Here is a 23,935-nt window from a genome sequence, read left to right as displayed (position 1 = left end):
CGTCGCCTCATCTACGTGGGTAGCACCTGCGGCTATGGCGCTCACTACAGCAATTACTGGGGTGGCTGCGTTCCGAATGACTGAGCGCCCACGTCTGGAGCGCCAGAACAGGCGCTCCTATGCCCACTCCAGCAGGTTGATGAGCGCCGTACCGGCAGCGGCGATGACGTTGCCTCGCCCGCTCCAGCGCAGCAGCGAAACCGGGATCACGGTCGCCTCGGTCGACGGGATCGACAGCTCGACCGCCATTTCGGGTAGCACGGGCTCATCCGCTGCCTCTTCGCAATCCCGATCCCCGCCGCGCATGTAGACCACCTGCGACCCGGTGGCGTTCTCGGGGGCAGCTAGGGACGGCTCAACGTCGGCGCCGTCCTCCAGGTCAGGGCAACCGTCCATCCCGTTCAGCACGGCGATGTAGTGGTCTGCGAGGTCGAGGGCGGCCTGTACGCCGGCCTCGATCTGGGTCCGTAGCTCGGAGCCGGATAGCGGCTCCGGGATCTCCGCAGCGGCCGGTTTCGGGCGCGGCTTGAACGTGAGCACGTTGCTCATGGTGGTGGTCTCGGGGTGTGATGGGGAAAGCCCGGCGGACCCGGCCGGGGCGGTACGCACGGCTACGAAGTGGCGGGAGGGGTTAAGCCCCTCCGTTCTCCGTCTCGGGCTCGATCGCCACGGATGCCCCGGCGATGAGGTAGCGGGTGCCGGCGAGGTGCAGCAGCTTGGCCCAGCCGTCGAAGGTCGATGATGTGGCGTTGAGCGCCTTCATCATGACCTCGTCCGTCCCGTCGCCGCGCTTGGCAGCGTCACGAATGAAGGCCATCAACTCGGGCTTGGTCATCCGCAGCGTTTTGTCCGCGATGTGCATCGGGATCGCGTGCGTGCTGAACTCATCGGCCCACTGCTGGGGTGAGCGAAGCGGTGTGTCGAAGGTGTAGGCTTGGAACGACAAGGTCGCGGCGCTCTCGACCGTCAGGGCGCCGTCGTCCTCGGCCTCTTCCGTGGCCGCCGCCAGTCCGTCCGCGATGAACCCGAACACGTCCTCCATCGCCGGGGCGCCGTCTTGGCCGTCGTTGCTGGGCGCCCATGCCTGGCAGTGCCGCAAGAGGGCGAGCACGCCGGGCAGCGTCGTGGGCGGTACCTCGAACAGGGCGGCCCAAGTCTGGGCCTTGGCCGCGGACGCGGCTTCGTAGGCGGCATGGGCGGGTGCCATGGCTTCGTCAGAAGTATCGCCGCCCTGCTCACGCACCCATGCGGTGTCTTGCGGGTTCACGGTCTCCGCGAAGGCCGCCCGCGCGACGGTGTGTGCCTGGATCGCCGCGAAGATGGGATCCGGCTGGGAGGCCAGAGTGGTGCCGCCGGACAAGGCGCCAAGAGTGCCGACTTCGCGCAGAACCACGCGCGTCAGTTGCTCGTCGACGGTCAGCGTAGCCTCGTCGTCCGGATCATGCCCGATGGTGTGCTCGATCAGGTCGTGCAGCAGCAGGCGGGCCTTGGCCTGCAGGTCCGCCACGTCGTGTGAGGGCTCGGTGATCGCTCGTTGGAGCACGGTATCGTAGGCATCCAGCGCTTCGTCGAGTTGGTCATCACCCCAGTCCTCGGCCCGGCTGGTCGGCTGGATCGCGTTCCAATCGCGCACGGCCTGATCGCAGGCTTGGGCGAGGGGCACAGCCCGCGGTTCGGCGGCCGGGGCGGGAAGCGCGAGCATAGGCGGTTCGCTGCCATCGTCCCGCGGCCGCTCCCGCGGCGCCAGGACCCCGACGACGCGACCGACGATCCGCTCGCGAAGGTGCCCCTCGGTGTACGGGCCATCGCTGGTGAACAGCATCGTGTTGAGCGTCCCGCGGCCTATCCGGCGCTCAAACGCGGCATCATCGACCGGCCGGTTCACGGGATCGACCCACCAATACGCCTCGCCCGTGCTGCCCGACTGCCGGAAGTTGGTCTCCAGCACTGCGCGAGCACCGCTCAACCATTCGAGGACGAAGGCAGCCACCTGCTCGGGATCGCGCTGGTTCGGGTCGTAGACCACGGTCTCGCCCGGCCGGATGAGCGGGTACATGCTGGCGTCGCTCACGACGTGTTCGCCCATGCCTTCGGGGCACTGCGCCATCTCCGGCAGCCGCTTCGGGAATGGGCGCCAGGCCGTCGAGCTGTCGACGGGGGTCTGCACGCCGATAATCCGGTGGACCTTCTCAATCTGGTCCGCGCGGATGCGGCAGAGCGCGCCGGTTTCAGGTGCGAACGCCTCGACCATGGGCATGACTTCGGAACCGGGCGCGTAGGGGCGCACGGACTTGGGATCGAAGGTACGCGGCAGATCGAAGATGGCAGGGATTGGCTGGCCCTTAAGGTAGAAAACAGCGATCCCCGCCTTGGCCGGGACCGTGGGTTCGACCACGACGATGGCGCCCGGCGTGGCGTGCAGACCGAGGCTTCCATCTGCGATCCGCAGGCCGTAGGCGTCGGGATGGTATCCGCGCGACGGGGCGGCGGCCGGCAGCGTCTCGGCAGCGGGCGCGGCCTCCGGCTCGGCCGAGACCTGTGCAGGCTCGGCGACGGGCTTGGCCTTCTTCGGCTTGAGCAGCTTGCCCTTGCCGTTCCTAACCGACTCCAGCCGCTCTTCGAGGAGGGCGTTGGGGCGGGCCGGCTTCTGATCGCGAGCCTTGTTGGACATCGGGTTGCGTCCTCGGTCGAGGGGCGCGGGCGTCCGGCCCGCTCGGGTGCAGCGGGGGGTCAGAGGAGCGAGGCGAGGCCGGTGAGGACCATGCCGCCGCCGATGATTGCGACCGCGGCCAGCAGCTCGCCGGCCACGTCGAGGAAGCGCAGGGACCGGCTGTGTGCGGTGTCGGGGCGGACGGGGGCGACGGCCTGCCAGGGCTCGATAGTGCCCGGCTGCTGCTCGTCCGGCAGGTTGCGGTAGCGGCGGTCGACGGGGACGCGGACCGGCTTAGTGCTGTCTGTGATGCGGACCGGGGCAGCCTGGCTGAAATCCGGGATACGGACGTGTCTCATCGTTCGGGCTCCAGAGGGCTCGTGTGGGTCAGCTCGGCGGTGAAGGGGCGCCCCGTGGCGGGGCGGGTCAGGCCTGCAACGCGGGATGCAGGGATCGCGGGAAAGCGGGATGCAGGGATCGCGGGAAAGCGGGATGCAGGATTTCAGTGCACAGCGGCGCGATGGGCGGCCTTGGCAACTTGCCAAGTGGCCTTGAGGGCGGAGGACATGGCCTCGGCGCGGGAGACGCCGCAGCGCTCCTGAATGCCGGAAGCGGCTTTGCAGGCGGCGGCCATGATGGCGGCGCGGTCGTAGCGGCCAGCGACGACGAGGGGACGGGTGCGGGCGCCAAGCTGGATGAGGGCGCGGGCGCCGAGCATGCCAGCGGGGATGGCGGGGCGGCTGTCGTGCAGCGAGCGGGAGATCCGGTTCCAGGAGATGGTGCGGTGGGACATCAGTTGCCGTCCACGTTGCGGCGGTTGCTGCCGCCTGTGGACTTGGTATAATACCCATGCCTTGGTGTAGTCAACAGGGCACTGGGTATAAACACAACCGAGGATGTGATGCTATCGACCGGCAATCAGCTCCGCGCGGCTCGGAGCCTCGTTGCGATGGATCAGGTCACGCTCGCGGAGCGCTCTGGTGTCAGTGCCAACACAATCCGAGCGATGGAGGGTAAGGGTGCGAACGGGCTCACGAGCGGGCTCGACACCGTGCGAGCTGTCCAATCCGCGCTGGAGGCAGCTGGTATCGAGTTCCTGAACCACGGACGCCCTGGCGTGCGGCTGCGGGCTGACCCTGCCGACCCGTCGTGAGGCATCCCATAAAAGGACCCGATTTTTTTATTCGGAAATAGGGGCGCCCTCAGGGTAGCGCGCCCATTCCCGCGACCCCTAAAAGCCCCCTTTTCGGGCGCTTGGGACCGATCAGAGCACGATGGCTGGCAAGGCGGCGAAGGCGGCGACGGATGGCCGAACGGCAGAGCATGGCGGCTTCTTCGCGGTCCACCGGGACATGTGGCACCTCGTCAGCCAGCAGGCCACGATGAACGAGGCGGTCTCCTACCTCGTCCTGGCCCGCGGCTCTCACTTCGGCACCCGCCGCACCTCGTGGTCGGTCGACTCGGTCGAGCGGTACACGGCCATCGCCCGAAGCCGCGCGAAGGAGGCCCTCGCCGGCTTGGTGAAAGCCAAGCTGATCCTTCAGACCCGCATGGGGACCAAGCCGCAGTACTTCCTGCCGACGGAGCCGGAGTTCGAGAGGCTGTATGCCCCGGGCAACGAGCTGTCCGATGCCGCGCAGGCCGTCCTCGCGAAGGTGCGAGCGTCGAAGGGGCCGATCACGCTCGCGGACGACGAGACGTTCATCGCAGAGGGGCTGGAAGCCCGCGGCCTGGTGATCAGCACGGAGGACGGCAACTTCTTCGTGGACCCTGACATCGACCATATCCCGCGCTCGGCGTGGATCTGGCTGCCGAACAGCATCGTGGACGGAGTCGACGGCAGGCCGGGGCCGGCGGATCAGATCCGGCAGACGCAGGACAAGCTGGCACTCCGGTTGTTCGTCGACCTGTACTACTGGCAGAGCCTTGCCTCGAACGGCGGCCTGCACTGGAGGCAGATCCGGCAGGAGTACGAGAAGGCCAAGATCGGCCAGCGCGGCATCCACGATGTCTGGGGCTTCCGGCAGACCGAGCGGGTGTTCTGGGGGGCCGCGCAGTTCGTCCAGCCGCACCTGACCGGCGAGTACGAGGACGTTGAGGGGCCGGATGGCGCTCAGGAGGCCGATACAGGCATGCGGGCGCTGTCGCTCGCAATCGCCAAGCTGCATGACCTCGGCGTCATTCAGTTCGTCCCGCACCTGATCGACGCTGACACCGAGGAGGGCGAGGTGATCCACCCGTGCCCGATTTTGGTCGGCGTGCCGGAGGAGCGGGCGATCACCGCGGCGGCGCAGGCTGCAGCTCTCCGGCTGATGACGGATGGGCAGGAGCGCTACGCCTACAGCAAGGGATATGAGCCAATTCTTCCCCTGCCCCGGCACTTGGAGAACGCCGTCTTGGTTGGGTTGCTGAGGACGACGCACCGGGCGCACACCGCCGCCACGGCGAAGTGGATATCGAGCGCCGAGGACTGGGCTCGGTGGGTCGCTGACTACAACCGGATCGGGGCTGACGCCTGACCGGCCAAGAACGTGCAACATCAAAGGGGCATCAACGGAGGATCAAAGGGGCCTCCAAGGAAGATCAACGGGGTATCCAAGGTGTATCCAAGGGGGATGGCTATATCCCGGTAGGAGCACTCGGCCTCCTCCCTCCGGTCGGAGGCGACCGATTACCCCTATCCCCTCGACATCTTCACCGAGTCGAGATCGGCCGGAAGAGCCACGGGCCGGGTGAGATGCCGCCCGTTACCCCGTCTGCCCAGCAGCCTCCGGGGTCCCGCATCTGCTCGGCGTTGCGGACCATCCGGACGACGTGCCGCCTGCCGGACCGCATCTCGATCACCACCTCGGCCACGCTGGTGATCGTGCTCACGCCGAGATCGTAGGACCACAGCCAGTATGGGTTCTGCCGGCGCTTATCCCGACCGGCCAAGTCGACCGCCTCGCGCAGAACGAGGCGGAGCCGGCACTTCCCGTCGAGCTGATCCTGGAGCATCTGCCGGATCGTCTCGCCCGCGGTGATGTAGGCCCTGCCATCGAAGGAGTCCGGGTAGATCCGCGGGTGGTAATCGTCCGTCGTCACCTCACGCCACGGTGCCAGCGTCAGGGCTGGGTCGGTCATTCAGCAGCTCCGCGTCGCCCGTGAGGCAACTAGAACCTTTCCGGAACATTGGGAGTGCCGGTCGCCCCGAGCGGTGATTGGACGGACTGGCATTGCCGGGCGTTCTGGCCGGCTGGCGCAGGGCAATTCCGCTTCTGGCCGCATGGTGCAACGGCTACGGTAGGCGTAGCCGGTGGGATGGCCTCCGATTTTGCTCCCACCATGCTTCCCGACGCAGCCGCCCTGTGGCGAAGCGCTATTGAGGGCATGTCTCCGCACGCCTCGCCTTGCCGATATCTCACCCCAGCCCGCTGGGCGCCGATGCGAGAAGCGGCGATCGACTTCTGCGACCGCTTGGGCGCCGAGGCTCACGCGCTCGGCTGGACGGCGCCCGAGCTGTTCGCGGTCCACCCTCAGCACGGGACGCTCCGGGGCGACTACTGCGGGGTGATGATGATCACCGGCAACCGGGCGCAGGCCATTGAGCCGACCCGCGTGGTGTTCGAGCGCGGTTCGGCCTACCGAACCAAGCAGGGTCAGGTCTGGGGCATCCCGGTCTGGGAGTTCGCCAAGAAGGGGCACTAATGCGTGACGAGGGGAGCGCTCCGCCGGGCCAACCGTTGCCCTGGATGCGCACAGCCCTCGTCGTCCTGATCATGCTCGTCCGCTTCGGCCCCGACCTCGTGTACGCGGCGGGCGACACGCTCCCTCATCCGGATCCGTCGCGCCAAACGACGGCGCCCAAGTGGATCGTCAGCCCGCCTGCGGTCGTGGTGATCCGGCCTCCTCATTGAGGGTGCTCACCGCTTCCGGCCGCCGTTCTCTTGAACTGCTCGCCTCTCGGCGCGTAGGTCCTTCAGCAAGGCTTTGAAGTCGACAACCTCGGGCACAGGGGGCGCCACGGAGCGCGTGTGACTACGTGTCGGCTTAGGCGGGCATTCCACGCGCCTCTGCCGCTCCCGGAACCGAGCGATGTCCTCGGGGTCGAACCGCTTGCGAACGCGCTGCAGACCCAGACCGACCGCAATGTAGGCGATGTCGCCCCGGGCAACGTGCCCATCGAAGGTCCGTCGGCCGATCCGCAGCAGCTTGGCCGCCTCGTCAGCTGTAAGAAGATCGGGTTCGGGCATAGGATCCTCTCAGAACGCACGCCATGGAGCGCGGACTCGCAGAGGATGCCTGCCGATGCAGCCGATGCCAGAGCCGACCGTCGCTGAGATCAAGCATGAGGTCGTGCATATGACCTACATCGTGGAGCGCTACGGGGAGCGCTATCGGCCGATCCTCGATAGCCTGATCGCCGCTTTGGAAACGCACCAGCGGTCCCTGCCGCCGGCGGAAGGGGGCATGCCGAGGCGCCCGCGACAGCCGAAGGAGCCTGTAGCGCTGGAGCCGCGCTGCCTGACGATCGCGGATGCGGCGGCCTACTGCGGGCTGACGTCGGGCGGCTTCCGACACTGGGTCAGCATCGGTCGGCTACCGCCCTCGCTGCCAGGCACCCGCCGATGGGACCGCAAGGCAATCGACTTTGCGCTGGACCGCCTGGGCGGGTTGCCGACCCAGGCTCCCGGTGAGGCTGAAGAGAACGACCTTGACCGCTGGCTGCGCGAGCATGGAGCGGATTAATGCCGAGGCGCGGAGCCCTGATCCGAACCTTCGCGATCCGCGGCGGCGGCGCGTGCCGAAATAGACCTTGTCCTGCGGTTTACCGTGCGTCGGCGTCCTCGCGCGGCTGGACGCGGACGTAGGCCGTGAGGACTGCATCCACCAGCGGCATAGATGGGGCGTCGGTGCAGACCTTCTTCACCTCGGCGAGAATGCCCGGGGTGTCGGTCTTGGACCCGGTCATGGTCATGCCCTTCGAATTGAAGGCGTTGAGGCCGGTCCACATGCCCTGGATGTAGTTGCCGCCGATGGCCTCTTCCGTGGGCGAGGAGAGCCAGATGGCGCAACTCCGGTTGCCGCGGCCGAGCGAGTAATACTGGGCCTGTGCGTCGGCCGTGGTGGCGAACAGCAGAGCGGCGATGACGGCGATCTTGCGCATGGCGTTCACTCCTTGATCCAGGCCGGGCGCGGCACGGTCTTGAAGGTGGCAGGGGTGGGCTCGAACCGCTCGCGCAGCGCCCAGTCGACTCCGACCGCCAGCAGGCGCGCGTCGATCTCCTGGACCGTGGTCCGCATGCCGGCTTCCTTGGCGCGAGCGAGCAGGATCTCCCGCGCCTTGAGCCAGAGTTGCCGCTCCTCCTCGGTGTTGCCCGGGACGACTGCCGCCCGGCGCTGCTGGTAGGTGGCGAGATCTCCTAGGGCACGCTCGGCCCGGTTGCGCAGGGCCTGCAGTGCGAGCCCGTGATCGTCGGCGACCTCCGCGAGCACCTGGTCCGGGCTCTCACCGATTTCCAGGGCGGCGCGGATCTCCTCGATCGCCGGGATGAACTTGTCCGTGGCCATGGCACCCTGCCCTACTGCCCGACGGTCATGCGCAGGGTGTTCGCGTCGCCCACGCCCAGCGTGGCGCAGGACATCACCGCTGTGTGCACGCTGGGATTGGTCGTGCGGACCTTCGCGGCAAGGTCATCGCCCTTGTTGGCCCGCTTCGCCAACTCCAGGCAGTCGGCCCGGGTCATCGCGAATGGGTAGATCTGGGCTGGCGCCATCGGCTGCATGTTGGCGTTAAGCAGCAGGATCACGGCGATGGTCGTCTTCACGGGTTGGGTCGCTCTTTCGTAGGCCTTAGGCCCCACTTGTAGTTGAGCGACGACCGTTTGTGTGCGGCGGCCGATCAGAACGCACACCCGAAAATGGGCTGTCGGAAATCCGCTTCACCCGCAGGCCATTCGAGCTGACGGCCTTCGACAACTGATAGCGTGCCGTTACGGCGCGTCCGGCCTTGCTCATCCCGACCGCGTCGCAACTGATATCCTCAATGCGGGAAGCCTGCATCCCTGCAAGCCGGCGTAGCGGGTCCGCGGATTGCCGGGCGGCCCCGTTACCGCTTGATCGGCTGGCGACGCTCGACGACGGGCGGCTTGCGGTGCTTCGTCAGCACGTCGTTGAACGCCTCGACCATCAGCGTCTCCAGCGGAATGTCGCGGTCCTGAGCCAAGCGCGACATCTCCAGCCAGCCGGCGCGGTTGACCCGGACCTGCATCGTCTTGAGGTCCGCCGGACCAGCCTGAGGCGGCTCGGCCTGCGAGGTCTCGGTGGCGGCAGGGGCATCAGCCTGTGCGACGGGGGCGGCCTCAGGCGGCCGGCTCTTCGGCTCGACGATGCTGGAGAGGGCGGGGCGCTTCGGGGCTGCCATCAGGGACTCCTCGTTCACGGGATGCAGGTTTGCAGGCTTGAAGGGATTGCGCAGTGCCGCTCTACCGCGTCAGCGGCTTGCCGGCTTGCGTGGGAAGGTGCGGGCCAATTCCGCCACCGCCGACCACATGATGGCGATCTCGCCGGCCGCCCGGCCGTCGGGGTCGTACTCGTTGACGGACTGGCCGGAGATCAGCGCGTGCGAGAGGCTGGCCCGCTGCGACACCTGACCCGGCAGCACAGGTGCGCCCATGTCCGACAGCACCGCCCGCGCCTCGGCGACGATGCTGGTCTCGTTCTCGCGCGTCGGCGGCGGCGCGGCATTGATCACGCAGGCGATCGGCGCCTTCAGGCTGCGGGCCATCGCCAGTGTCGCGGCCACCGCATCGAGGTCGAACGGGCCGGGCCGTACCGGGATCACCGTCACGGTCGCGCGGGACATCAAGGAGGCGGTCAGCGCGGCGTTGTGGGGCGGGCTGTCGATCACCGCCCACTCGATGCCGTCGGTCTGGGCCGCGTCGAGGATGCCGGCGATGCTGTTGCCGTCGGCCTTGGCGAGCAGAGGCGTCTCTGCCTCGCGGCGCTTGTACCAGAACGACAGGGAGCCCTGCGGGTCCGCGTCGACCAGAAGCGTCCGGCCTTCCCGCTCGGCCAGCGCGCCGAAGTGGGCGCACAGGGTGCTCTTGCCGCTGCCGCCCTTCTGGGTCGCCACCAGGATCACATGCATCGCGGCTTCCCTGATCCCCGGCAACCCGAAACACCGGCATTCTTTCATCCCGCGGTTAAGGCTTTGCGGCGAAGCGGGGAAGAGGCAAAGCGGGACAGTGGCATGCCGCTTTGCAGGGTTGCAGGTAACCCGGCTTGCCGCGCAACAGCCGTTTCAGGCTCGCGGGTTGATATCGAAGGTGCAACCTGTCCAGAGCGCCCTGGCCTCTCGACGGGCTATCCGCCGAGAATTGAGCCACATGAATGAGGTGTCGTGCAGGGCGCGATGCAGGCGGTCCGCGATCTTCACCGTTTCTCGCAGCAGCCGCCTCTCGTCGCCGTGGCGTAGCCCCTTGGCTGCCTCAATAAGCTTGGGGGCATCCAGGTTGTGAGCGATGTGCGCATCCCGAAAGCCGCGCATGGCACTCAGGTAGGAGCCGCTGCGGACCTGGGCGGATCGGTCGATAGCCTCCTGCAGCTGCCGTCGTGTGATTTGCGCTTCCTCGTCCGCCCTCCGGGCACGGTAATCCAGCCACCAAGCCTGTTTGGCCTTTTCGATCTCGGGGTCCTGCTCCGGGTTCGGATCGGGTGGGAACACCTCGTTGGCAAAGCGGGCGTGCTTCTCGGCAACGACACATTCCACAATTTTGGGCTTGTTCAACAGCTCCAAGATGGTCGGGATGCTCTCCCGATCTTCCCTGGGGCTATCCCAGAGGGCACACAGCCTGATCAGCTCGAACAGCAGTTGGCTCGTCTGCATCCGCCGAAAGGCGACGGCGGCGCGGGATGGCGGGATCTGGCTCGCGATCCGCGGCGAGTACACCACGATGACGTTCGCCTCGTGCATGGCGAAGATCTCGATGATGTGGTCGATCAGTTTGTCGGTCCGCGTCCGCGCAATCTTGATGCGGTCGAGGTCGGAGAGATGGTCGGGCCAGCGCGCCATGACGCCGATTACCGGCCGGCGCCTCGCCGAGCAACGAGCCCCAGTTATGATGTGCAGGGTTGCAGGCATCCCGGTTCACCGGCTTGCCGGAGCCCCGCAAATCCTGCATCCTCCCGAACGCAAGACAAGTGGCTTTATCTTGCGTTCGGCACGAGGTGCGCCATGGACGTCGTTTTGAGGCCCGTCGCAGAGGCGCCGTCGGAATGGGAGCTGCGGGACCGACTGGGCCGCGATCTCGGGAAGGTCACCCAATCGGCGAACCCTGAGGCGTACAAGATTGTCGCCAAGCTCGGTTGCAGCCTTGATGGTGTTCCGACCTCTCACGCCACGCTGGATGGCGTGATGTCGGCCATCGCCACGCGCATGGGCGGCGCTTGCTCCCTCGACAGCCAGGATTGGGATTGAGCGCGGTGTCCACGCTCCCCGCGATCATCGAGCCGGACACATCGCAGCCGCCGGCGCAAGCCGACGACGACGCGCAGATGGTGCGGCTGTGGTTGGCCCGATCCTCAAGTCCAAATACGCGCCGGAACTACGAGCGCGAAGTCCGCCAGTTCATGGCGCACGTCGGCAAGCCGCTCGGCGCGGTGCGGATGGGTGACCTGCAGGACTACATCGCGGCCCGGTCGGGATCCTCGGCGACGAAGGCGCTCACTGCAGCGGCGCTCAAGAGTCTGTTCGCCTTCGCCCAGGAGGTCGGGTTCCTGCGGTTCAACATCGGCGCGGCCGTGAAGGTGCCGCCGACCAAGAACACGCTGGCCGAGCGCATCATGGCCGAAGCCGACGCGCTGCTGATGATCCGACAGGAGCCGGTCTTGCGAAACCGGGTGCTGCTGACGGTGCTGTACGGCGGCGGGCTGCGCATCTCGGAGGTCTGCGGTTTGTGCTGGCGCGATCTGATGGCCCGGGACGAGGCCGGCCAGGCGACGGTGTTCGGCAAGGGTGGGAAGACGCGGGCAGTGCTACTCTCGGCCTCGACCTGGAAGGTGCTGACAGCGCTGCGGCAAGATCAAGTCGCCAAGCTGGCGACTTGGTCGGCCGATGAGCCCGTGTTCCGGTCGCGGAAGGGTGGGGCGCTCGACCCGAGCGCGGTCCATCGGGTGGTGAAGGCTGCTGCGGCACGCGCTGGGCTGCCGCCTGGAGTCTCGGCGCACTGGCTGCGGCACGCCCACGCCTCGCACAGCCTCGACCGTGGGGCGCCGATCCATCTGGTGCAGGCTACGCTCGGGCACGCCTCGGTAGCGACGACAGGCCGGTATCTCCATGCGCGCCCGTCCGAGAGCAGCGCGAAGTTCCTCGGGGTGTAGGGCGGCGCTGTCAGTGTCGGTCGGCCTGGATCGGAGGCGCAGCATGACGAGAGACCACATCAAACCCTTCGTCCCGTATGGCGTCTGGCCGCAGAGCTGAACGGACGCTTCTGTGTTGACGTTTCGCTGGCACCCTCTTTTGGAACTGAAAGTGGCGGGACGCCATTGAGGTCGGCCAGACTGCGCCTCAACCGGGTACTGCACCATAAACATGTTTGTATTTGTGCTAGTTTTCGGTGCTTTGGCCGCGCTTGGTGCCGCGATTGGCCTCGGCTATGTTGGACACCCGATCAACGGGCAATCCATCGATAATTACGGATGGGCTCTGTTCATCAACGGCTTGGCTATTGCCACCCTCTTCGTCGTCCGGGGTGCCTTTGCACCATCGGGACGCAAGATCCGGCGCAAAACTCGGTCTGTACCCTCTGCCCAGCCGGATTGCGCGATAACCCAAGAGCGGATTACCGCCGCTCCTGAGGTCGCTGCCCACCCCGGAAAGCGGCGGAGCGCGAGCCTCACGCCTGAACCGTCCCAAGCAACTGTTGTTCTGCCGGATGATCCTGAGGCGATCTTAGACGCGCTGATTGAGCGCGTTGGCACGGCCGGCGTGGATCTGATGCTACGCAACCGTACCAAGTTCACCGAAGCTGCCGCCTGACCTGAAGATATAGTTGGTCAGGCTCTGCCGCGCTGGGCTTTCAGTCGCTGCAGAGCGCGCTCATTCTCGCGATCAAACTGGGCCGGCGTCATTTCTCCAGCGTCCACGCGACGCGCGAGCTGCTTGCGGTACTCCAGCGCTTCCTCTTCCTGCGCACTCAACGGCACGCTGGCTCTCGCGGCTGCCTGGGTACGGTCAGCCCATTCTGTATAGCTGATGCGATGTGCGTCGCGCTCGGCCCTGAGGCGAGCGACATCCTCTTGGAGAGCCGTGGCGCCTCGTAGCCCTGATGTAGCCTGCTGCGGCCCTGCGGTGCCTGTCTGGCAGGCGCCCAGCCCAGCTGCGATGAGCAGGACCGCGGTGATGTGTCGGTTCATGACCAGCCTCTCGTTCAGGATGGGCTACGCTGGTCCGTGCCGAGGAGGCGAGCGCGGATGGGCCACACTTGGTCTTGTTCAGGCCCTCGCCACGATCGAAGTCACTGATCCTGCCGTCGTCGCAGCTGCAGCGCCAGGATCAGCGCACCTGGCCAGAATGCGAGGCTGAGCAGGGCGACCGGGACGACGGGCCGGCCCTTCCACGAGACGATGATGACCGGCAAGAGCAGGCATGGGATTGCCGCCGCGAGGAAGGCCCAGAACTCAAGGTCGGACAGTTCCATATGCCCCTGTACCCTGGCCGACACTTAACCACTTGTTAACCACACCGCGGTCCCCTGGTGCTCACATTCGCAGAGGGGTGAGCCTATGTCTGACCTCGATCTTCGCGCCGAATTCGCCAAGCTCTGTGCTGACATGCCTGCGGGCGAGGCCGATGGAGCTACATACGAGGAAACACTCGGCCTCGCTGTCCGCCGCGTGATGTCAGGTGCGCATGGTCGTCGCGCAGAAGCCTTAGCGCCCGCATCGTGTGAAGCGGACCTACTGGCGATGGACTGCCCATTCATGGTGTCGGTGATGGCTCTGTCCCCTCAGAGCTTGGCCTTGAGCCTGTAATTCTTCTGCGACTAGCGGCACCATGGGGCGGCGCCACACCACCGCATCGGGGCGTGATCGATGGCACCCGTTGTCGTAGGATCTGCTGAGGGAAGGTGAGCTATCGCTCGCTTGGCAGGACGATTGGCTTCCACCAGCATCGCGGCCGAGTAGCAACATAGAGCGAGGGCAGCGATCCAGAGGGCGCCTCTCAGGGTTCGGACTGTTCGCTTCGACATACCTCGACGGTGCGACGGGCCGGTTAGCAAACCATTGCCGGGCGCCTGACGGCTTTTGCTTGAACCCGTAGGCGAACGAGCTATCCGACCGCTACGCTTTCGCCTTGGCCGGTGGCAGAGTAGTGCCATCATGCCGATCCGGCCCGAGCACCGCTTCTTCTACCCCATCGACTGGGCGCAGCTCTCGGCCGTGATCCGGTTCGGCCGGGCGAAAGGCTGCTGCGAGGGCTGCGGCCGGCCACACGGGCGGATGGTCTACCACCTCGGCGACGGCAGCTGGTGGGACGCAGATGCCGGCCGATGGCGAGATGGTTGGGGTCGCCGGATCCGGATCGCGGCAGAGGCTGATATCCTCGGCCGCGTCCGCCGAACTCGCGTAGTTTTAGCAGCAGCCCATCGGGACCACGACACTTCGAACAACGCGGATGGCAACCTCGCGGCCTTTTGCCAGCGATGCCACATGATCCATGACCGGCCGGAGCATCAGAGGCGGCGCTGGCGCACGCTGTTCCAACGCAAGGCGCTGGGCGATCTGTTCGGCGGCCCTTACGCCTGAGCCATTCTGCGCGGGCGGAGAAGAGACCGCATCTACACCGCCCGCCGTTACCTTGAGTGGCGCTAACCGTCAGGGCAGCTTCCAGGTCGCCTTGTGGGGTACGATTGTCATCGGCCGCGCGCCCTCAGGTACCTTCACGGCCTGGAAGGTATAGTCAGCCGACCCTGTGATGCCTTGATATTTTCCCGTACCGCCGACGAACACATGGCGACCGCTCTTGGCGTTCGCTTCGTAGGTCGAGAACACCTGATCGCCGTCCTTGTCGGTGTCGATGCAGTTGCCGCGATTGACTACGTCATTTCCGTTGGCCTCGCGCATACCGATGCAGCGCGTACCCATGTCGTTGAAGGGAGCCTCTCCCGCATCATTGCGCGTAATACCGGCGCTCTCATAGACCGAGGCCGTCCGCTCACCCATCTTCATCGGCATAGCAGAAACATTAACATAGTTAGTCGTGTACGATGCCGTACCTTCTTTCGGAAATTCTCCGGCTGCAGCGCAAGAAGAAGCACCAGCCGTCAGGATAAAAGCCCATTTCAAGCTCGACATACTTCATCCTCCCATCAATATAATGAGTTTTATTTAAAGCCGTAATCAATTTAACCAACCACGTTTTGGCACCTGTCGATCAGTCACGGCTTATCTGGACCGTCAATGGAAAAAATGCGCAGTGGCATAGACCGGTAAATTACATGATATTTGTGTGGAGCGCATGCGGTATCGGGGTGCAGCAAGGACTCATTGCTCTCATGATCGGCGCTGCAGGCGCGCTGGGCAGCGCACAGAGGCGTGAGATCAGCATCACCAGTTCGACTTGCCGGCGCACACCAGTCTTCTGAAAAATTGCCTTCAGCTGCGCGCGGGCAGTCGCCACGCCCACACCGTGGGTCCCCGCCGCCTCAGTGACGGTTGCTCCACCCGCGAGCGACATCGCCAGCCGCGCCTCGGCCGGGCTCAGCCGGAAGATCTGCTGCAAGGCGAAGCTGTTGCCCTCCGGCACTATCTCGGGATCGAGCAGCATCAGCACGGTATGCGGTCCATCATCACTTAGCACCGGTAGGACGGCAACGTTCAAGATAAGCGGCCGCTTGTTCTGGCGGTCAATAACGATCCAGTCACCGCAGTTGCGTTGAACACGGCCGCTACAGCGCCGGAGCAGGTACCCGACGAACTCTCGCCTTGTCTCGTCCAGCAGCTGCTTGACTGGATCTGAGATGTTGAAGTGGTCCTGCAGGGTGTGTTGAGCGCTCTCGTTGATGGCGAGCACCTGCCCTGTGGCTGAGAGGAGCACCCCGCCAATGGCCATGCGGTCGAAGACTTCGAGGAGCGGTGTACCAACCAGCATTGAAGTATCCCCCAGTTCGCACGCTGAGGGTAGATACTAGCCGGAAGCGTGAGCGTGCTCCTCCGCACGCAGTTCCTAAGTCGCACTCGGGATCAGGTGTTTACCCGCACCGGGCGCGGTAGCGTCGGCAGTTGCCCCGGCCCCCGTCACCAAGCTCCTCATTGTAGAGGCAGGCTCGGCGCAGCTCGCGGCACATCTCTCGGTACCCACCTCCGCGCTCCTCGTAGTACCCGCGGCGACCATCATTGACGCGAGGGCCGTCAGGCCGCCGCCCATCCAGGCCCAGGAGGCACCGCCAAGCTGGCGCGCGTAACCGTGCGGGCGGCCAGTCACAACCGTGTCTGTTGCTACGCCAACGGTTACACCAAGTAGCTCACGCCTGAGATGATCAAGAGCAGGTTGATCGCTCGCGCGAAGTGCCTGTCCGACAGCGTGCGGTAACAGAGCAAGCCCGCCGCCGTGCCGAGCAACGAGCCCGGCACATACAGCAGGTCGACGGGATTGACCCCATGGCCAGCCGCCGGACCGTGCACGAAGCTCAGCGTCAGCAGCGCGGCAACCTGCATGATCAGGATGAACGGCTGAAACACCGCGCGCTGGCGCTCCTTGTCCCAGCCCTTCATGGCGCACCAAATGGTGATGAAGGCGCCCGGGAAGCCAACCGCGCCTCCTGTGACGCCCCCGAGGGCGCCTGTCGCGATATCGAGCGCGGGGTGCTGCCATCGCACAACGATGGGCCGGCGCAGGAGCATGTACACGCCATAGAGCAGCAGGAAGGCGCCGAGCGCGTGCTTGTAGGCGCTGTGGTCGGCGTGTAGGAGCAGCCCAATTCCCGCGGGCAAGCCGAGAGCGCCGCCGAAGAGGAAGGTGGCCAAGCTGCGCCACTCGATGGCCCGGCGCAGGCTCCAGACCATGGCGGCCTGATTGGCGACGCTGCAAAGCATCATGATCTCGACCACCTGAACCGGATCGATGGTCAGGTGGAACAGCACTGCGCCGCACAGGGCCGAGAAGGCGAAGCCGCCGATGCTGGAGAGCGCCGCTGCGGCGGCGATGGCTACCATCACGGTTGCACTCGGGACGCCCATGCGGCCGGCCAAGATGAGGCAAGGGAGGGTAAGGCCCACCAGCAGCGTCTCGTACCAGCTTCTGCTGATCACCCGAGGGCAAGCGCGCGCGAGAGTGCGCAGCGGCGAGATCTGAGCCTCGGTCGCGAGCGTCACATCATTGGAATGCGGCACCTCAGTCAGTTTCGATATGTGCAGCGACTGGAGTGAAGAGGGCGGCTTCGCTCGCCTCAGCCTGAGCCAGCTCGGCCTCTTCGATAGGCCGAGCAAACCACGCGAAATGGCATAGGACAGTCAGCACGAGAGTCGTGATGAACAGCGTCGCGATCCGCACTGCGCATCTCCTGATCAAAAGAAGATCGCGGCAGCCTCTTCTGGACTGCCTGGACAATCTGGGTCTTGAATTGAAGCAGAGCAGTCCGGACGCGACATCCCCCAGATGGAGGATCATTCGTGCGCCACGCAGATGATCACTCGTTCGTGATACCATCCAACCGCAGTGCTACCGGAGTGCCGGGTAAGCTACGCGGGGCCTGCTAGCGCGAAGTCTCAACCTCAAGAAGTGCGGGTTCTGCCTTGAGGGTCGGGACCGCCATAGCCGCTTCGCCCAGTGGCGCAGCCTCTAGCGAAGCCAGTTGAAGCGTCATGACGGGATTTTCCGCGTCAGCTAATTCGACTGTGTTGTCCGGGCGAACGAGGACTTCGTACTGGGCCAACAGCATACCCGCTGAGAGCACGAGGCCGATAGCGACGAACCCGAGGGGAGGACCATCTTTGCGCATCCGACGCACTCCAGTTCTGGATGAGCGGCAAGCTTGGCGCAAGGCAGCTCAGGCGCATCCCTCACTTGAAGTATGTAGATCAACTATACTGTATGCCACGGTCACGTTTATGTTATCTTGTACCCAATCGATGGTGAAGGCTGCCAGCCATACGATATTCGTGACAGCCACCGGCTTAATAACCCTTTCTCCACCCCAAGCCAGGGGCTACTTCAGCGTTAAGGCCAAATTTCTATGGCAGAGGCGTGAAGAGGGATTGCGACGCGCTGCTCGGATAAGATTTCTTTCGGGATTTGAACGTTTGCGACACGCCCCGTCAGAGTTATGTTGCGCCCTCGGGCAGGCCCGCCTTCCTTAATCCGTCAGTGATGCGCTGGTACTCCTTGAGGAAGATCGGATCATCCGACCAATCCGCCTTCGCCCACTTCTCGACGGTGTAGCCGGGCATGAGTTTGAGCAGTTCGGCAACAGCGGCCTTGGCTTCAGCCTGCTGACCCGTCCAGGAATAGGCGGCCGCTAAATCCACATAGGTTTGCCAGAATGCTCCTTCTGCAACGGCTTGGTTGCAGGTAGTAATCGCATCTTCCCAGCGGGCAAGATGTGTGTTCGCATGGCAAATGAAGTACTTCCAAATCTTCACGACCGGGTCTCGCGGACTAAGCCGAATGGCTTTGTCAGCGTATGCGAAAGCCTCTGCTGATTTGCCAGACAGAATTTTTACATTTGCAATAGCTGCATAAGCTTGAGCAAAGTTGTTATCTAGATCTATGGCTTTCATGTACAATCCGATCGCCTGATCAAATTGTTTGCGGTACTTATAAATATCGCCTTTCACGTAGAAAGCCATCGCGTCATTCGAATGTTCGGCCAGATACTCGGTCACAATCCGATCTGCTCGGGCAATCTCGACTGCCGGATCAGAACTCCAGCGCGTGGTGACGCGCAAGCTCAGGGCGCGTGCCAAGCCAAGCTTAGCGAAACCGTTTGTCGGGTCGAGGCGCAGTGACCCCTCGAAGTAGGTTATAGCTTCGCCAAGGGTTTCCCGGCTTCGTGGTTTGTTTATCTCAGCCCAGCCGCGCATGGCGAGGTCGGCGGCGTCGGGATTGTCGGGATGCTCGCGCATCGAGCGTAGGCTCTCGACCTGTGTCAGCTGCACATCGAGGGAGCGAGCTAGCCGTGCAACGAACTCAGCTTGCAGTTCGCCAAGCCGGCTGCGGTCGCCCTCAAAGCGGTCTGCCCACAGGTGCGCCCCTGTCTCCGTCGAGATCAGCTGCGCGTTCAGCACCACCTTTTCGCCTGAACGCCGGACGCTGCCCTCCAGCGCGTAGCGCACGCCCAGGTCGCGCCCGAGTTGCTTCACGTCTACCGACTTGCCCTTGTAGGTGAAAGCCGTGTTGCGGGCGATGACGAAGCTACCGGCGAGGTGCGAGACGTCCGTGGTCAGATCCTCCGTCAGCCCATCGGCGAAGAACTCCTGCTCGGGGTCGCTGCTCAGGTTCGCAAACGGCAGCACCACGAGCGAGAGCGGCGGCATGGGCTTTGCCGGTAGACCCGCCTGCACCGCGAGCGTGTGATCAGCTGTGGGCGCTTTTGCAGACCACGTCCACCAAGCGAGGCCGCCGCCCGCCACACAGAGGGCAAGGACGCCTGCCGCGACGGCCGGCAGCGCTCTCCGCTGGCGCACGGCGCCACTATCAGGTTCACTTCGGTAAGCAGGCTCATTCTCGTCAGGCAGCTCGGGGCTCGCTGCTATGGCGGAAGCTGAGAGGGCAAACACGCCAATCGGCCGGGCGATGTTCTTCAGCTCGAGCTTGCCCCGATCCTCGAACCGGAACGGCAGCTTGTCGCGCACTTGGTCGTGGATCGAACGCGAGATGCACAGGCCGCCCGGCTCGGCCAAGGGCTCCAAGCGGGCAGCCACGTTCACGCCGTCGCCGTACAGGTCACCGTCAGGCTCGGCCACGACGTCGCCGAGGTTGATGCCGATGCGCATGTGCATGGCCTCACGCTCGGGCAAATTGGCGTTGCGCGAGGCCGCAGCACGCTGGATGGCCACCGCGCAGGCAACGGCTCGGACAGAGCTGGGGAATTCCACGAGAACGCCGTCCCCCGTCGACTTGACGATCCGGCCTCCTGCGGCAGCGATGCGCGGGTCGACCACCGTCCGGCGCATCGCCTTGAGCCGGCGCAGCGTCCCAGCCTCGTCCTTGGAGACCATTCGGCTGTAGCCGACCACGTCGGTGATCAGGATGGCGGCCAGACGGCGCTCAGTGTGTACGGCGGTCATAACCTTCTTTGCGCGAGCCGTGCTGGCCGCTCCTTCCCCCACGTTTAGACTGCTTTGGCTCCTCCTAACGCAGAGAGCCGTCGCAGGAACTCGCTCACCAGCATCTCTCCGTGCTGGCCAGCACAGACCGGGCACCCCACTGCGTTCAGGCTTAACAAAGCCTAACACATGGGGGACTGATGTGGCTCAACATTAGGTTTGTGCGGGTATTATGGCGGGTGTGGCGCGGCGAGCGCGACCTTCGGTCGTACTGCGAACGCAGTCTGGAGGACATCGGGCTAGAACCCTATGAGGTTCGTTGCCGATGGAGGACGCGGTCCGCTGCCGTGGGCGGCCCATGACGGGCGTGTCGCAAAGACAAGGCCTCGCTGCTCAGGAGGGTGAAGCTGAAGCGCGGCAACGCGATGCAGCTCGCGTCACAGGAAGCTTAGTCACATTCGGTAGGCGACCGCAGTCGGCCCTCGTGACCGATGTCGCATTGGCCCGCTCCCCGCGTTCGCCCCGGGGAGCGGGCCTTTCCGCGTCTGGATAGGGTCTGTGGTCTGACCCGAGCTAAGCCAAGGTCCGATCGCTCATCAACCCGAGCTTCTCGGCCAGCAGCGCGCGGGCGCGGCTGACCCGGCTCTTGGCCGTGCCGACTTCGCAGCCCATCACTTCGGCCGCCGCCTCGTAGGTCAGACCCTGCGCACCCACCAGCAGCAGCGCCTCCCTCTGTAGCGCGGGCAACCGGCCGATATGCTGCCAAACCGTCCGCAAGTCCGAGCCGTGCTCCTGTGCGGCCGGAGCGACCATTTGGGCCGCCATGGCATCGTCTGCGTCCTCCACCTCCCGCCTGCGCTTGCGGATCTCGGTGTAGAACTGGTTGCGCAGAATGGTGCACAGCCACGCCTTCAGGTTCGTGCCCGACACGAACTGCTCCTGCTTGGCCCAGGCTTTCAGCAGCGTCTCCTGCACGAGGTCGTCGGCGCGTGTCGCGTTAGGGATCAGCGACATCGCGAACGCCCGCAGTCCAGGAAGCGCTTCGATCAGGCCCTGACGGAAGGCTACGGAACTGGTGCTTTCCGGGCCAGCTATTGAGCTGTCGAGCTGCGCGATGAGGTCGAGCAGGCGCTGCGGTGGCGTGGCCGTGATAAGCGCGGCGTAGGCGACCTGCAGCTGCTGCCCGAGATGGTCCCTCACCGCGGCGGGCAGCGCGACTGTGACTGCCTCCAGGTGGTCCGGACCAAGCTCCTCTGCGACGAGCATGTTCTTCAACTCATGGCCTTTCGCAGAGCGGTTTGCTCTGCCGTGCGGCGTTACAACTGCGCGGTCAAGCTTGCGGGTCCGTTAGGGCAGGCGACACGCGAGGCGTCACGCTGCGTAGGGTAACTGAGCGGCTACTCGCATCCGCCATTTTCCGGCCTTGGTGCGCTCAGCGACCTGACTGTCCAGTGAACGTCTAACCGCAGCCATAAGCCGGATCGTTTGCAGCGGGCCGCGCATTGCGAGTGACATTTGTCGGCCAGCAGAGGCGAGGTGATGACGAGGCCGGTGACCTACAGGATCGTGGACTGTCCGGACGGCCGGTTCGCCGTTGTGGCTGCCATGGCCTCTGGCTCGATACACCGGCGCAGTGGGCTGCTGACGCTTGCAGAGGTGGAAGCGAGCGTCGAGAGCCTGCGCGTGATGATGGCGGCTTGTGGCGCGCCGCTGGTGCGCCCGGGAGGACGGCCCGTCCATCGCAGGTGATCGCGCCGTTTCGTTCGTCATACCGTCCGCCTGCAGACCCTCACCGCATAGCTCGGCCCGTCCTACCGCTCGCGAGAATTCTCGTTCGGTCTGATCGGTCGAGGTCGCCCGCTGCCCCTCGGCAGCCCTTCTTCGGTTCCGTGTCCACAACTTGCCTCTGTGGATCTCCTCTACCCGTGGGGTGCATCGTTTTGCACCCTATGCTGCCCAACAGCGCCGGGGCCGCAGATCGCCCTCCTCGCCGGAGCCATTGCAGCCACTCCCGGCTGATGATCCTGAGCACGTTCGGGTCGCTCTTTCGGCCCTGGTGCCGTCGCTCCTGGATGGTCAGTAGGCCGTCGCCCTCGGCCAACCGGATCGCGGCCTGCGCCAGCCGCCGGCAGACGCCCGCCCGCGCCGCGATGGCATCGATACACAGGCCGCAGGCGCCGTGCCGGGCCATCTCGTCCCCGACGACCCGCAGGACCGCGAGCTGCCCGGTGGTGAACCTGCTGGCGATGGCTGGCGGCATCGGCCCTGAGCAGGCCAGCCGGCGGCGGCGCTCGATGACTACGGATCGCTCAGGAGCCCGCTGGAGGCGCTTCGGCGGGAACAGCGTCACACGGCCGAGCGGAATGCCGACGGGCACCACGGCCTCGCGGATCGCGCTGCGGCGGGTGTGCAGTGCCTCGGCCAGGCCTTGGGCCTCGACGTCCGTCACGGTCTCGGCGGCGTGGGCTTGCCAGATGGTGCGTGACAGGTCGTCGAGCTGCGCAAGCGTGCGCGCGTCGTCAATCGCCGACCGCATGGTGGCGTGAAACATCGGTCCCGGTCCCTCACGGGCCGCGGCTAGGGTCCAGGCAAAGCCTTCCCGGTGCGAAAGTTGGCGCTTTCGCTTGACTCCCGGCGGGAGCGTATGGCTTGTGAGGGGTATTCGGTACGGCCCTCACACGGCCCCAGGTTTTCAGCAGGCTCCCGTTTGGCGACGGGGGCCTGTTGGCTTTTCAGGGTCTCTTTCTCGCGGCTCTGATCTCCTGAATGGCCGGCTCACGACTCGCCAGAGGCAGCCGGGCCGGAACGGTCCATGTCGGCCGGGCGGCACGGTTAAGTCAACGTTGCGGGGGACGGTGCGGCCTCGCACTTGCGCGTCCGGCGAGGGGTTCGTCACCCTGCGCCCATGATCAAGTCAGAGCTGATCGCCCGGATCTCGCAGCAGAACCCGCACCTCACGGCTCAGGAGTGCGAGGCCGTCGTGCGCACGGTCCTCGGCGTCATCTCGAAGGCGCTGGTCCAGGGAGACCGGGTCGAGCTGCGCGACTTCGGATCGTTCAGCGTCCGTGACCGTGAGCCCCGCGTCAGCCGAAACCCCCGAACCGGCAAGCGGGTGACGGTCCCGGCAAGGGCGCACGTCTGCTTCAAGCCTGGCAAGGGAATGCAGGCGCGGCTCAACCTTGATCGGGCCGACCCGGAGCAGGAAGCAGATCGGATCCTGCGGGTGTCCTGACCTTGCGCCTGCGCCTGCGCGGCACTGCCCCGCAGCTGGGCGTCACCCAACATCCTCGGGTGTCTTCTGCAGGCTCAGCCACGACTTCACCTTCGTGGACAAGAAGCCCGCTCGCTTCTTTACCGGGGTACCGGGTGCCCGCGCCGCATCCAGCCGGCTTGCCGCCGCGTCCATGCCGAGTGGATCCGCCGGCCGCCCGATAGCGAGCGCACCTTCCAGGACACGCAACTCGTCATCGAACTGGAATTCGAGTGCGAAAAACCTGCCTCGATAGATATGGGCGTCGATGTACCGGCCTCGTTCACGCTCGACTTCTAGCGTGTCCGCACAGGCCAACCGGGTCACGAACGGCAGCAACCGCTGGCGCTGCGTGTCTGTCGCATTGTCGTTCAACCGCATGGCGAGCCCACAGATCGGGCGTGAGAAGCAGTCGGGCATGGAACTCGCTGAAAGAACGGACTGGTACGGAAAACCGCACGCCACAATCGCCGCTTCGTTGATGCAGGTACCGCCGTCTATGCCGGGGAAGGTGTGAGAACCCGCGAGAAGCTTCCAGTTCAGGATGTGATCGAAGTTGCTCATGGTGGCTAACTCCGTAGCCGCCCCCGAGGCCGAGCCTCCTCCTAAGTACCTACAACGTCAACCGCTTGAATACGGCAGATTACTGCTAAGCTTCTGCTTTTATTTGCGTGTGTGAGGCCGATCACAGAAGCATTTGGGCAAGTCACTATGCCTTCCAACATCGGAGCGGATGAACCGCTCAGCGATACATTGGAGAGCGTGATGATCAGCAAGACCTTCAAGTC

At 65.2% G+C, this 23,935-nt stretch carries 31 protein-coding genes; 9 read left to right on the top strand and 22 right to left on the bottom strand.

Translation table 11 applies throughout. The features are described from left to right. Window positions 1–117: 117 nt before the first annotated feature. From AC1DXK_RS23475 to AC1DXK_RS23460, 4 genes are all read right to left on the bottom strand, one after another. Window positions 118–549, bottom strand: coding sequence for a hypothetical protein (locus tag AC1DXK_RS23475; RefSeq protein WP_477299266.1), 432 nt, complete (start codon window positions 547–549; stop codon window positions 118–120). An 82-nt stretch (window positions 550–631) separates the two neighbouring features. Further along, window positions 632–2,671 (bottom strand): hypothetical protein, encoded by a 2,040-nt coding sequence (locus AC1DXK_RS23470; protein ID WP_477299264.1) that lies wholly within the window; start codon window positions 2,669–2,671, stop codon window positions 632–634. A gap of 59 nt (window positions 2,672–2,730) precedes the next feature. Further along, window positions 2,731–3,009, bottom strand: a complete 279-nt coding sequence (locus AC1DXK_RS23465) for a hypothetical protein (protein WP_477299262.1) — start codon at window positions 3,007–3,009, stop codon at window positions 2,731–2,733. A gap of 143 nt (window positions 3,010–3,152) precedes the next feature. Beyond that, window positions 3,153–3,443, bottom strand: a complete 291-nt coding sequence (locus AC1DXK_RS23460) for a hypothetical protein (RefSeq protein ID WP_477299260.1) — start codon at window positions 3,441–3,443, stop codon at window positions 3,153–3,155. Between the two features lie 481 nt (window positions 3,444–3,924). Here AC1DXK_RS23460 and AC1DXK_RS23455 point away from each other — a divergent pair, with 481 nt between their 5' ends. Then, on the top strand, window positions 3,925–5,169 hold the full coding sequence (locus AC1DXK_RS23455; protein ID WP_477299258.1) for a hypothetical protein: 1,245 nt from the start codon (window positions 3,925–3,927) through the stop codon (window positions 5,167–5,169). Between the two features lie 175 nt (window positions 5,170–5,344). Here AC1DXK_RS23455 and AC1DXK_RS23450 read toward each other — a convergent pair whose 3' ends face one another. After that, window positions 5,345–5,773 carry a hypothetical protein gene (locus tag AC1DXK_RS23450; RefSeq protein WP_477299256.1) on the bottom strand — a complete coding sequence of 143 codons (429 nt, stop codon included), beginning with the start codon at window positions 5,771–5,773 and terminating at the stop codon, window positions 5,345–5,347. 177 nt (window positions 5,774–5,950) lie between these two features. Between AC1DXK_RS23450 and AC1DXK_RS23445 the strand changes: the two genes are divergently transcribed. Continuing rightward, a complete protein-coding gene (locus AC1DXK_RS23445) occupies window positions 5,951–6,337 on the top strand; it encodes a hypothetical protein (protein ID WP_477299254.1) in 387 nt (128 codons plus the stop codon). A gap of 44 nt (window positions 6,338–6,381) precedes the next feature. Further along, on the top strand, window positions 6,382–6,546 hold the full coding sequence (locus tag AC1DXK_RS23440; protein ID WP_477299252.1) for a hypothetical protein: 165 nt from the start codon (window positions 6,382–6,384) through the stop codon (window positions 6,544–6,546). 6 nt (window positions 6,547–6,552) lie between these two features. On the opposite strand, the gene AC1DXK_RS23435 is transcribed toward AC1DXK_RS23440, so the two are convergent. After that, window positions 6,553–6,882: a helix-turn-helix domain-containing protein gene (locus AC1DXK_RS23435; protein ID WP_477299250.1), complete on the bottom strand. Its 330-nt coding sequence runs from the start codon at window positions 6,880–6,882 to the stop codon at window positions 6,553–6,555. 55 nt (window positions 6,883–6,937) lie between these two features. Here AC1DXK_RS23435 and AC1DXK_RS23430 point away from each other — a divergent pair, with 55 nt between their 5' ends. Continuing rightward, entirely contained in the window at window positions 6,938–7,378 is a 441-nt protein-coding gene (locus AC1DXK_RS23430) for a hypothetical protein (RefSeq protein WP_477299248.1), read from the top strand. 79 nt (window positions 7,379–7,457) lie between these two features. Here AC1DXK_RS23430 and AC1DXK_RS23425 read toward each other — a convergent pair whose 3' ends face one another. The 6 genes from AC1DXK_RS23425 to AC1DXK_RS23400 all read right to left on the bottom strand — a co-directional run bounded on the left by AC1DXK_RS23425 (window position 7,458) and on the right by AC1DXK_RS23400 (window position 10,703). After that, the gene (locus AC1DXK_RS23425; RefSeq protein ID WP_477299246.1) at window positions 7,458–7,796 is read right to left on the bottom strand and encodes a hypothetical protein; all 339 of its coding nucleotides are present in this window, start codon (window positions 7,794–7,796) and stop codon (window positions 7,458–7,460) included. Window positions 7,797–7,801: 5 nt separating this feature from the next. Further along, window positions 7,802–8,200, bottom strand: coding sequence for a hypothetical protein (locus AC1DXK_RS23420; RefSeq protein ID WP_477299244.1), 399 nt, complete (start codon window positions 8,198–8,200; stop codon window positions 7,802–7,804). 11 nt (window positions 8,201–8,211) lie between these two features. Then, entirely contained in the window at window positions 8,212–8,457 is a 246-nt protein-coding gene (locus AC1DXK_RS23415; protein ID WP_477299242.1) for a hypothetical protein, read from the bottom strand. A gap of 281 nt (window positions 8,458–8,738) precedes the next feature. After that, window positions 8,739–9,053, bottom strand: a complete 315-nt coding sequence (locus AC1DXK_RS23410; RefSeq protein ID WP_477299241.1) for a hypothetical protein — start codon at window positions 9,051–9,053, stop codon at window positions 8,739–8,741. A 69-nt stretch (window positions 9,054–9,122) separates the two neighbouring features. After that, window positions 9,123–9,779: a nucleotide-binding protein gene (locus AC1DXK_RS23405; protein ID WP_477299239.1), complete on the bottom strand. Its 657-nt coding sequence runs from the start codon at window positions 9,777–9,779 to the stop codon at window positions 9,123–9,125. A 153-nt stretch (window positions 9,780–9,932) separates the two neighbouring features. Beyond that, entirely contained in the window at window positions 9,933–10,703 is a 771-nt protein-coding gene (locus tag AC1DXK_RS23400; RefSeq protein WP_477299237.1) for an AbiU2 domain-containing protein, read from the bottom strand. Window positions 10,704–10,865: 162 nt separating this feature from the next. Between AC1DXK_RS23400 and AC1DXK_RS23395 the strand changes: the two genes are divergently transcribed. The 3 genes from AC1DXK_RS23395 (at window position 10,866) to AC1DXK_RS23385 (ending at window position 12,668) form a co-directional block, all read left to right on the top strand. Continuing rightward, on the top strand, window positions 10,866–11,108 hold the full coding sequence (locus AC1DXK_RS23395; protein WP_477299235.1) for a hypothetical protein: 243 nt from the start codon (window positions 10,866–10,868) through the stop codon (window positions 11,106–11,108). Window positions 11,109–11,113: 5 nt separating this feature from the next. After that, window positions 11,114–12,010 carry a tyrosine-type recombinase/integrase gene (locus tag AC1DXK_RS23390; RefSeq protein ID WP_477299233.1) on the top strand — a complete coding sequence of 299 codons (897 nt, stop codon included), beginning with the start codon at window positions 11,114–11,116 and terminating at the stop codon, window positions 12,008–12,010. Between the two features lie 211 nt (window positions 12,011–12,221). Then, a complete protein-coding gene (locus AC1DXK_RS23385; protein WP_477299231.1) occupies window positions 12,222–12,668 on the top strand; it encodes a hypothetical protein in 447 nt (148 codons plus the stop codon). Window positions 12,669–12,685: 17 nt separating this feature from the next. On the opposite strand, the gene AC1DXK_RS23380 is transcribed toward AC1DXK_RS23385, so the two are convergent. Together AC1DXK_RS23380 and AC1DXK_RS23375 are read right to left on the bottom strand one after the other, a co-directional pair. Further along, complete coding sequence (locus AC1DXK_RS23380; RefSeq protein ID WP_477299229.1) at window positions 12,686–13,045, bottom strand: hypothetical protein; 360 nt, start codon at window positions 13,043–13,045, stop codon at window positions 12,686–12,688. Between the two features lie 101 nt (window positions 13,046–13,146). After that, on the bottom strand, window positions 13,147–13,329 hold the full coding sequence (locus tag AC1DXK_RS23375; RefSeq protein WP_477299227.1) for a hypothetical protein: 183 nt from the start codon (window positions 13,327–13,329) through the stop codon (window positions 13,147–13,149). A 682-nt stretch (window positions 13,330–14,011) separates the two neighbouring features. Between AC1DXK_RS23375 and AC1DXK_RS23370 the strand changes: the two genes are divergently transcribed. Further along, window positions 14,012–14,437, top strand: a complete 426-nt coding sequence (locus AC1DXK_RS23370; RefSeq protein ID WP_477299225.1) for a hypothetical protein — start codon at window positions 14,012–14,014, stop codon at window positions 14,435–14,437. Window positions 14,438–14,506: 69 nt separating this feature from the next. On the opposite strand, the gene AC1DXK_RS23365 is transcribed toward AC1DXK_RS23370, so the two are convergent. The 6 genes from AC1DXK_RS23365 to AC1DXK_RS23340 all read right to left on the bottom strand — a co-directional run bounded on the left by AC1DXK_RS23365 (window position 14,507) and on the right by AC1DXK_RS23340 (window position 22,448). Then, complete coding sequence (locus AC1DXK_RS23365) at window positions 14,507–14,986, bottom strand: hypothetical protein (RefSeq protein WP_477299223.1); 480 nt, start codon at window positions 14,984–14,986, stop codon at window positions 14,507–14,509. 139 nt (window positions 14,987–15,125) lie between these two features. After that, entirely contained in the window at window positions 15,126–15,782 is a 657-nt protein-coding gene (locus AC1DXK_RS23360) for a helix-turn-helix transcriptional regulator (RefSeq protein WP_477299221.1), read from the bottom strand. 359 nt (window positions 15,783–16,141) lie between these two features. Beyond that, on the bottom strand, window positions 16,142–17,023 hold the full coding sequence (locus AC1DXK_RS23355) for a sulfite exporter TauE/SafE family protein (protein WP_477299219.1): 882 nt from the start codon (window positions 17,021–17,023) through the stop codon (window positions 16,142–16,144). A gap of 930 nt (window positions 17,024–17,953) precedes the next feature. Next, complete coding sequence (locus AC1DXK_RS23350) at window positions 17,954–19,918, bottom strand: adenylate/guanylate cyclase domain-containing protein (RefSeq protein WP_477299217.1); 1,965 nt, start codon at window positions 19,916–19,918, stop codon at window positions 17,954–17,956. Window positions 19,919–20,470: 552 nt separating this feature from the next. Next, entirely contained in the window at window positions 20,471–21,163 is a 693-nt protein-coding gene (locus AC1DXK_RS23345; RefSeq protein ID WP_477299268.1) for a sigma-70 family RNA polymerase sigma factor, read from the bottom strand. Between the two features lie 523 nt (window positions 21,164–21,686). Then, window positions 21,687–22,448 carry a hypothetical protein gene (locus AC1DXK_RS23340; RefSeq protein ID WP_477299215.1) on the bottom strand — a complete coding sequence of 254 codons (762 nt, stop codon included), beginning with the start codon at window positions 22,446–22,448 and terminating at the stop codon, window positions 21,687–21,689. A 354-nt stretch (window positions 22,449–22,802) separates the two neighbouring features. Here AC1DXK_RS23340 and AC1DXK_RS23335 point away from each other — a divergent pair, with 354 nt between their 5' ends. Further along, the gene (locus tag AC1DXK_RS23335; protein WP_477299213.1) at window positions 22,803–23,129 is read left to right on the top strand and encodes an HU family DNA-binding protein; all 327 of its coding nucleotides are present in this window, start codon (window positions 22,803–22,805) and stop codon (window positions 23,127–23,129) included. Window positions 23,130–23,171: 42 nt separating this feature from the next. Here AC1DXK_RS23335 and AC1DXK_RS23330 read toward each other — a convergent pair whose 3' ends face one another. Both AC1DXK_RS23330 and AC1DXK_RS23325 read right to left on the bottom strand, forming a co-directional pair. Beyond that, entirely contained in the window at window positions 23,172–23,711 is a 540-nt protein-coding gene (locus tag AC1DXK_RS23330; RefSeq protein WP_477299211.1) for a hypothetical protein, read from the bottom strand. 41 nt (window positions 23,712–23,752) lie between these two features. Continuing rightward, window positions 23,753–23,935 (bottom strand): hypothetical protein (locus AC1DXK_RS23325; RefSeq protein ID WP_477299210.1); only part of this gene is annotated, 183 nt, incomplete at its 5' end.

Source organism: Methylobacterium sp. P3_A11 (genome assembly GCF_056403155.1).
This window is presented reverse-complemented; position numbering and strand designations above follow the sequence as displayed.

Coding starts and splice junctions, on each gene's coding strand:
- AC1DXK_RS23450 (WP_477299256.1), bottom strand. CDS start 5,773: ATGACCGACCCAGCCCTGACGCTGGCACCGTGGCGTGAGGTGACGACG.
- AC1DXK_RS23435 (WP_477299250.1), bottom strand. CDS start 6,882: ATGCCCGAACCCGATCTTCTTACAGCTGACGAGGCGGCCAAGCTGCTG.
- AC1DXK_RS23340 (WP_477299215.1), bottom strand. CDS start 22,448: ATGTTTCACGCCACCATGCGGTCGGCGATTGACGACGCGCGCACGCTT.
- AC1DXK_RS23395 (WP_477299235.1), top strand. CDS start 10,866: ATGGACGTCGTTTTGAGGCCCGTCGCAGAGGCGCCGTCGGAATGGGAG.
- AC1DXK_RS23370 (WP_477299225.1), top strand. CDS start 14,012: ATGCCGATCCGGCCCGAGCACCGCTTCTTCTACCCCATCGACTGGGCG.
- AC1DXK_RS23385 (WP_477299231.1), top strand. CDS start 12,222: ATGTTTGTATTTGTGCTAGTTTTCGGTGCTTTGGCCGCGCTTGGTGCC.
- AC1DXK_RS23430 (WP_477299248.1), top strand. CDS start 6,938: ATGCAGCCGATGCCAGAGCCGACCGTCGCTGAGATCAAGCATGAGGTC.
- AC1DXK_RS23465 (WP_477299262.1), bottom strand. CDS start 3,009: ATGAGACACGTCCGTATCCCGGATTTCAGCCAGGCTGCCCCGGTCCGC.
- AC1DXK_RS23425 (WP_477299246.1), bottom strand. CDS start 7,796: ATGCGCAAGATCGCCGTCATCGCCGCTCTGCTGTTCGCCACCACGGCC.
- AC1DXK_RS23410 (WP_477299241.1), bottom strand. CDS start 9,053: ATGGCAGCCCCGAAGCGCCCCGCCCTCTCCAGCATCGTCGAGCCGAAG.
- AC1DXK_RS23335 (WP_477299213.1), top strand. CDS start 22,803: ATGATCAAGTCAGAGCTGATCGCCCGGATCTCGCAGCAGAACCCGCAC.
- AC1DXK_RS23405 (WP_477299239.1), bottom strand. CDS start 9,779: ATGCATGTGATCCTGGTGGCGACCCAGAAGGGCGGCAGCGGCAAGAGC.
- AC1DXK_RS23400 (WP_477299237.1), bottom strand. CDS start 10,703: ATGGCGCGCTGGCCCGACCATCTCTCCGACCTCGACCGCATCAAGATT.
- AC1DXK_RS23460 (WP_477299260.1), bottom strand. CDS start 3,443: ATGTCCCACCGCACCATCTCCTGGAACCGGATCTCCCGCTCGCTGCAC.
- AC1DXK_RS23350 (WP_477299217.1), bottom strand. CDS start 19,918: ATGACCGCCGTACACACTGAGCGCCGTCTGGCCGCCATCCTGATCACC.
- AC1DXK_RS23360 (WP_477299221.1), bottom strand. CDS start 15,782: ATGCTGGTTGGTACACCGCTCCTCGAAGTCTTCGACCGCATGGCCATT.
- AC1DXK_RS23440 (WP_477299252.1), top strand. CDS start 6,382: ATGCGCACAGCCCTCGTCGTCCTGATCATGCTCGTCCGCTTCGGCCCC.
- AC1DXK_RS23330 (WP_477299211.1), bottom strand. CDS start 23,711: ATGAGCAACTTCGATCACATCCTGAACTGGAAGCTTCTCGCGGGTTCT.
- AC1DXK_RS23380 (WP_477299229.1), bottom strand. CDS start 13,045: ATGAACCGACACATCACCGCGGTCCTGCTCATCGCAGCTGGGCTGGGC.
- AC1DXK_RS23475 (WP_477299266.1), bottom strand. CDS start 549: ATGAGCAACGTGCTCACGTTCAAGCCGCGCCCGAAACCGGCCGCTGCG.
- AC1DXK_RS23420 (WP_477299244.1), bottom strand. CDS start 8,200: ATGGCCACGGACAAGTTCATCCCGGCGATCGAGGAGATCCGCGCCGCC.
- AC1DXK_RS23375 (WP_477299227.1), bottom strand. CDS start 13,329: ATGGAACTGTCCGACCTTGAGTTCTGGGCCTTCCTCGCGGCGGCAATC.
- AC1DXK_RS23470 (WP_477299264.1), bottom strand. CDS start 2,671: ATGTCCAACAAGGCTCGCGATCAGAAGCCGGCCCGCCCCAACGCCCTC.
- AC1DXK_RS23455 (WP_477299258.1), top strand. CDS start 3,925: ATGGCTGGCAAGGCGGCGAAGGCGGCGACGGATGGCCGAACGGCAGAG.
- AC1DXK_RS23345 (WP_477299268.1), bottom strand. CDS start 21,163: ATGCTCGTCGCAGAGGAGCTTGGTCCGGACCACCTGGAGGCAGTCACA.
- AC1DXK_RS23445 (WP_477299254.1), top strand. CDS start 5,951: ATGGCCTCCGATTTTGCTCCCACCATGCTTCCCGACGCAGCCGCCCTG.
- AC1DXK_RS23365 (WP_477299223.1), bottom strand. CDS start 14,986: ATGTCGAGCTTGAAATGGGCTTTTATCCTGACGGCTGGTGCTTCTTCT.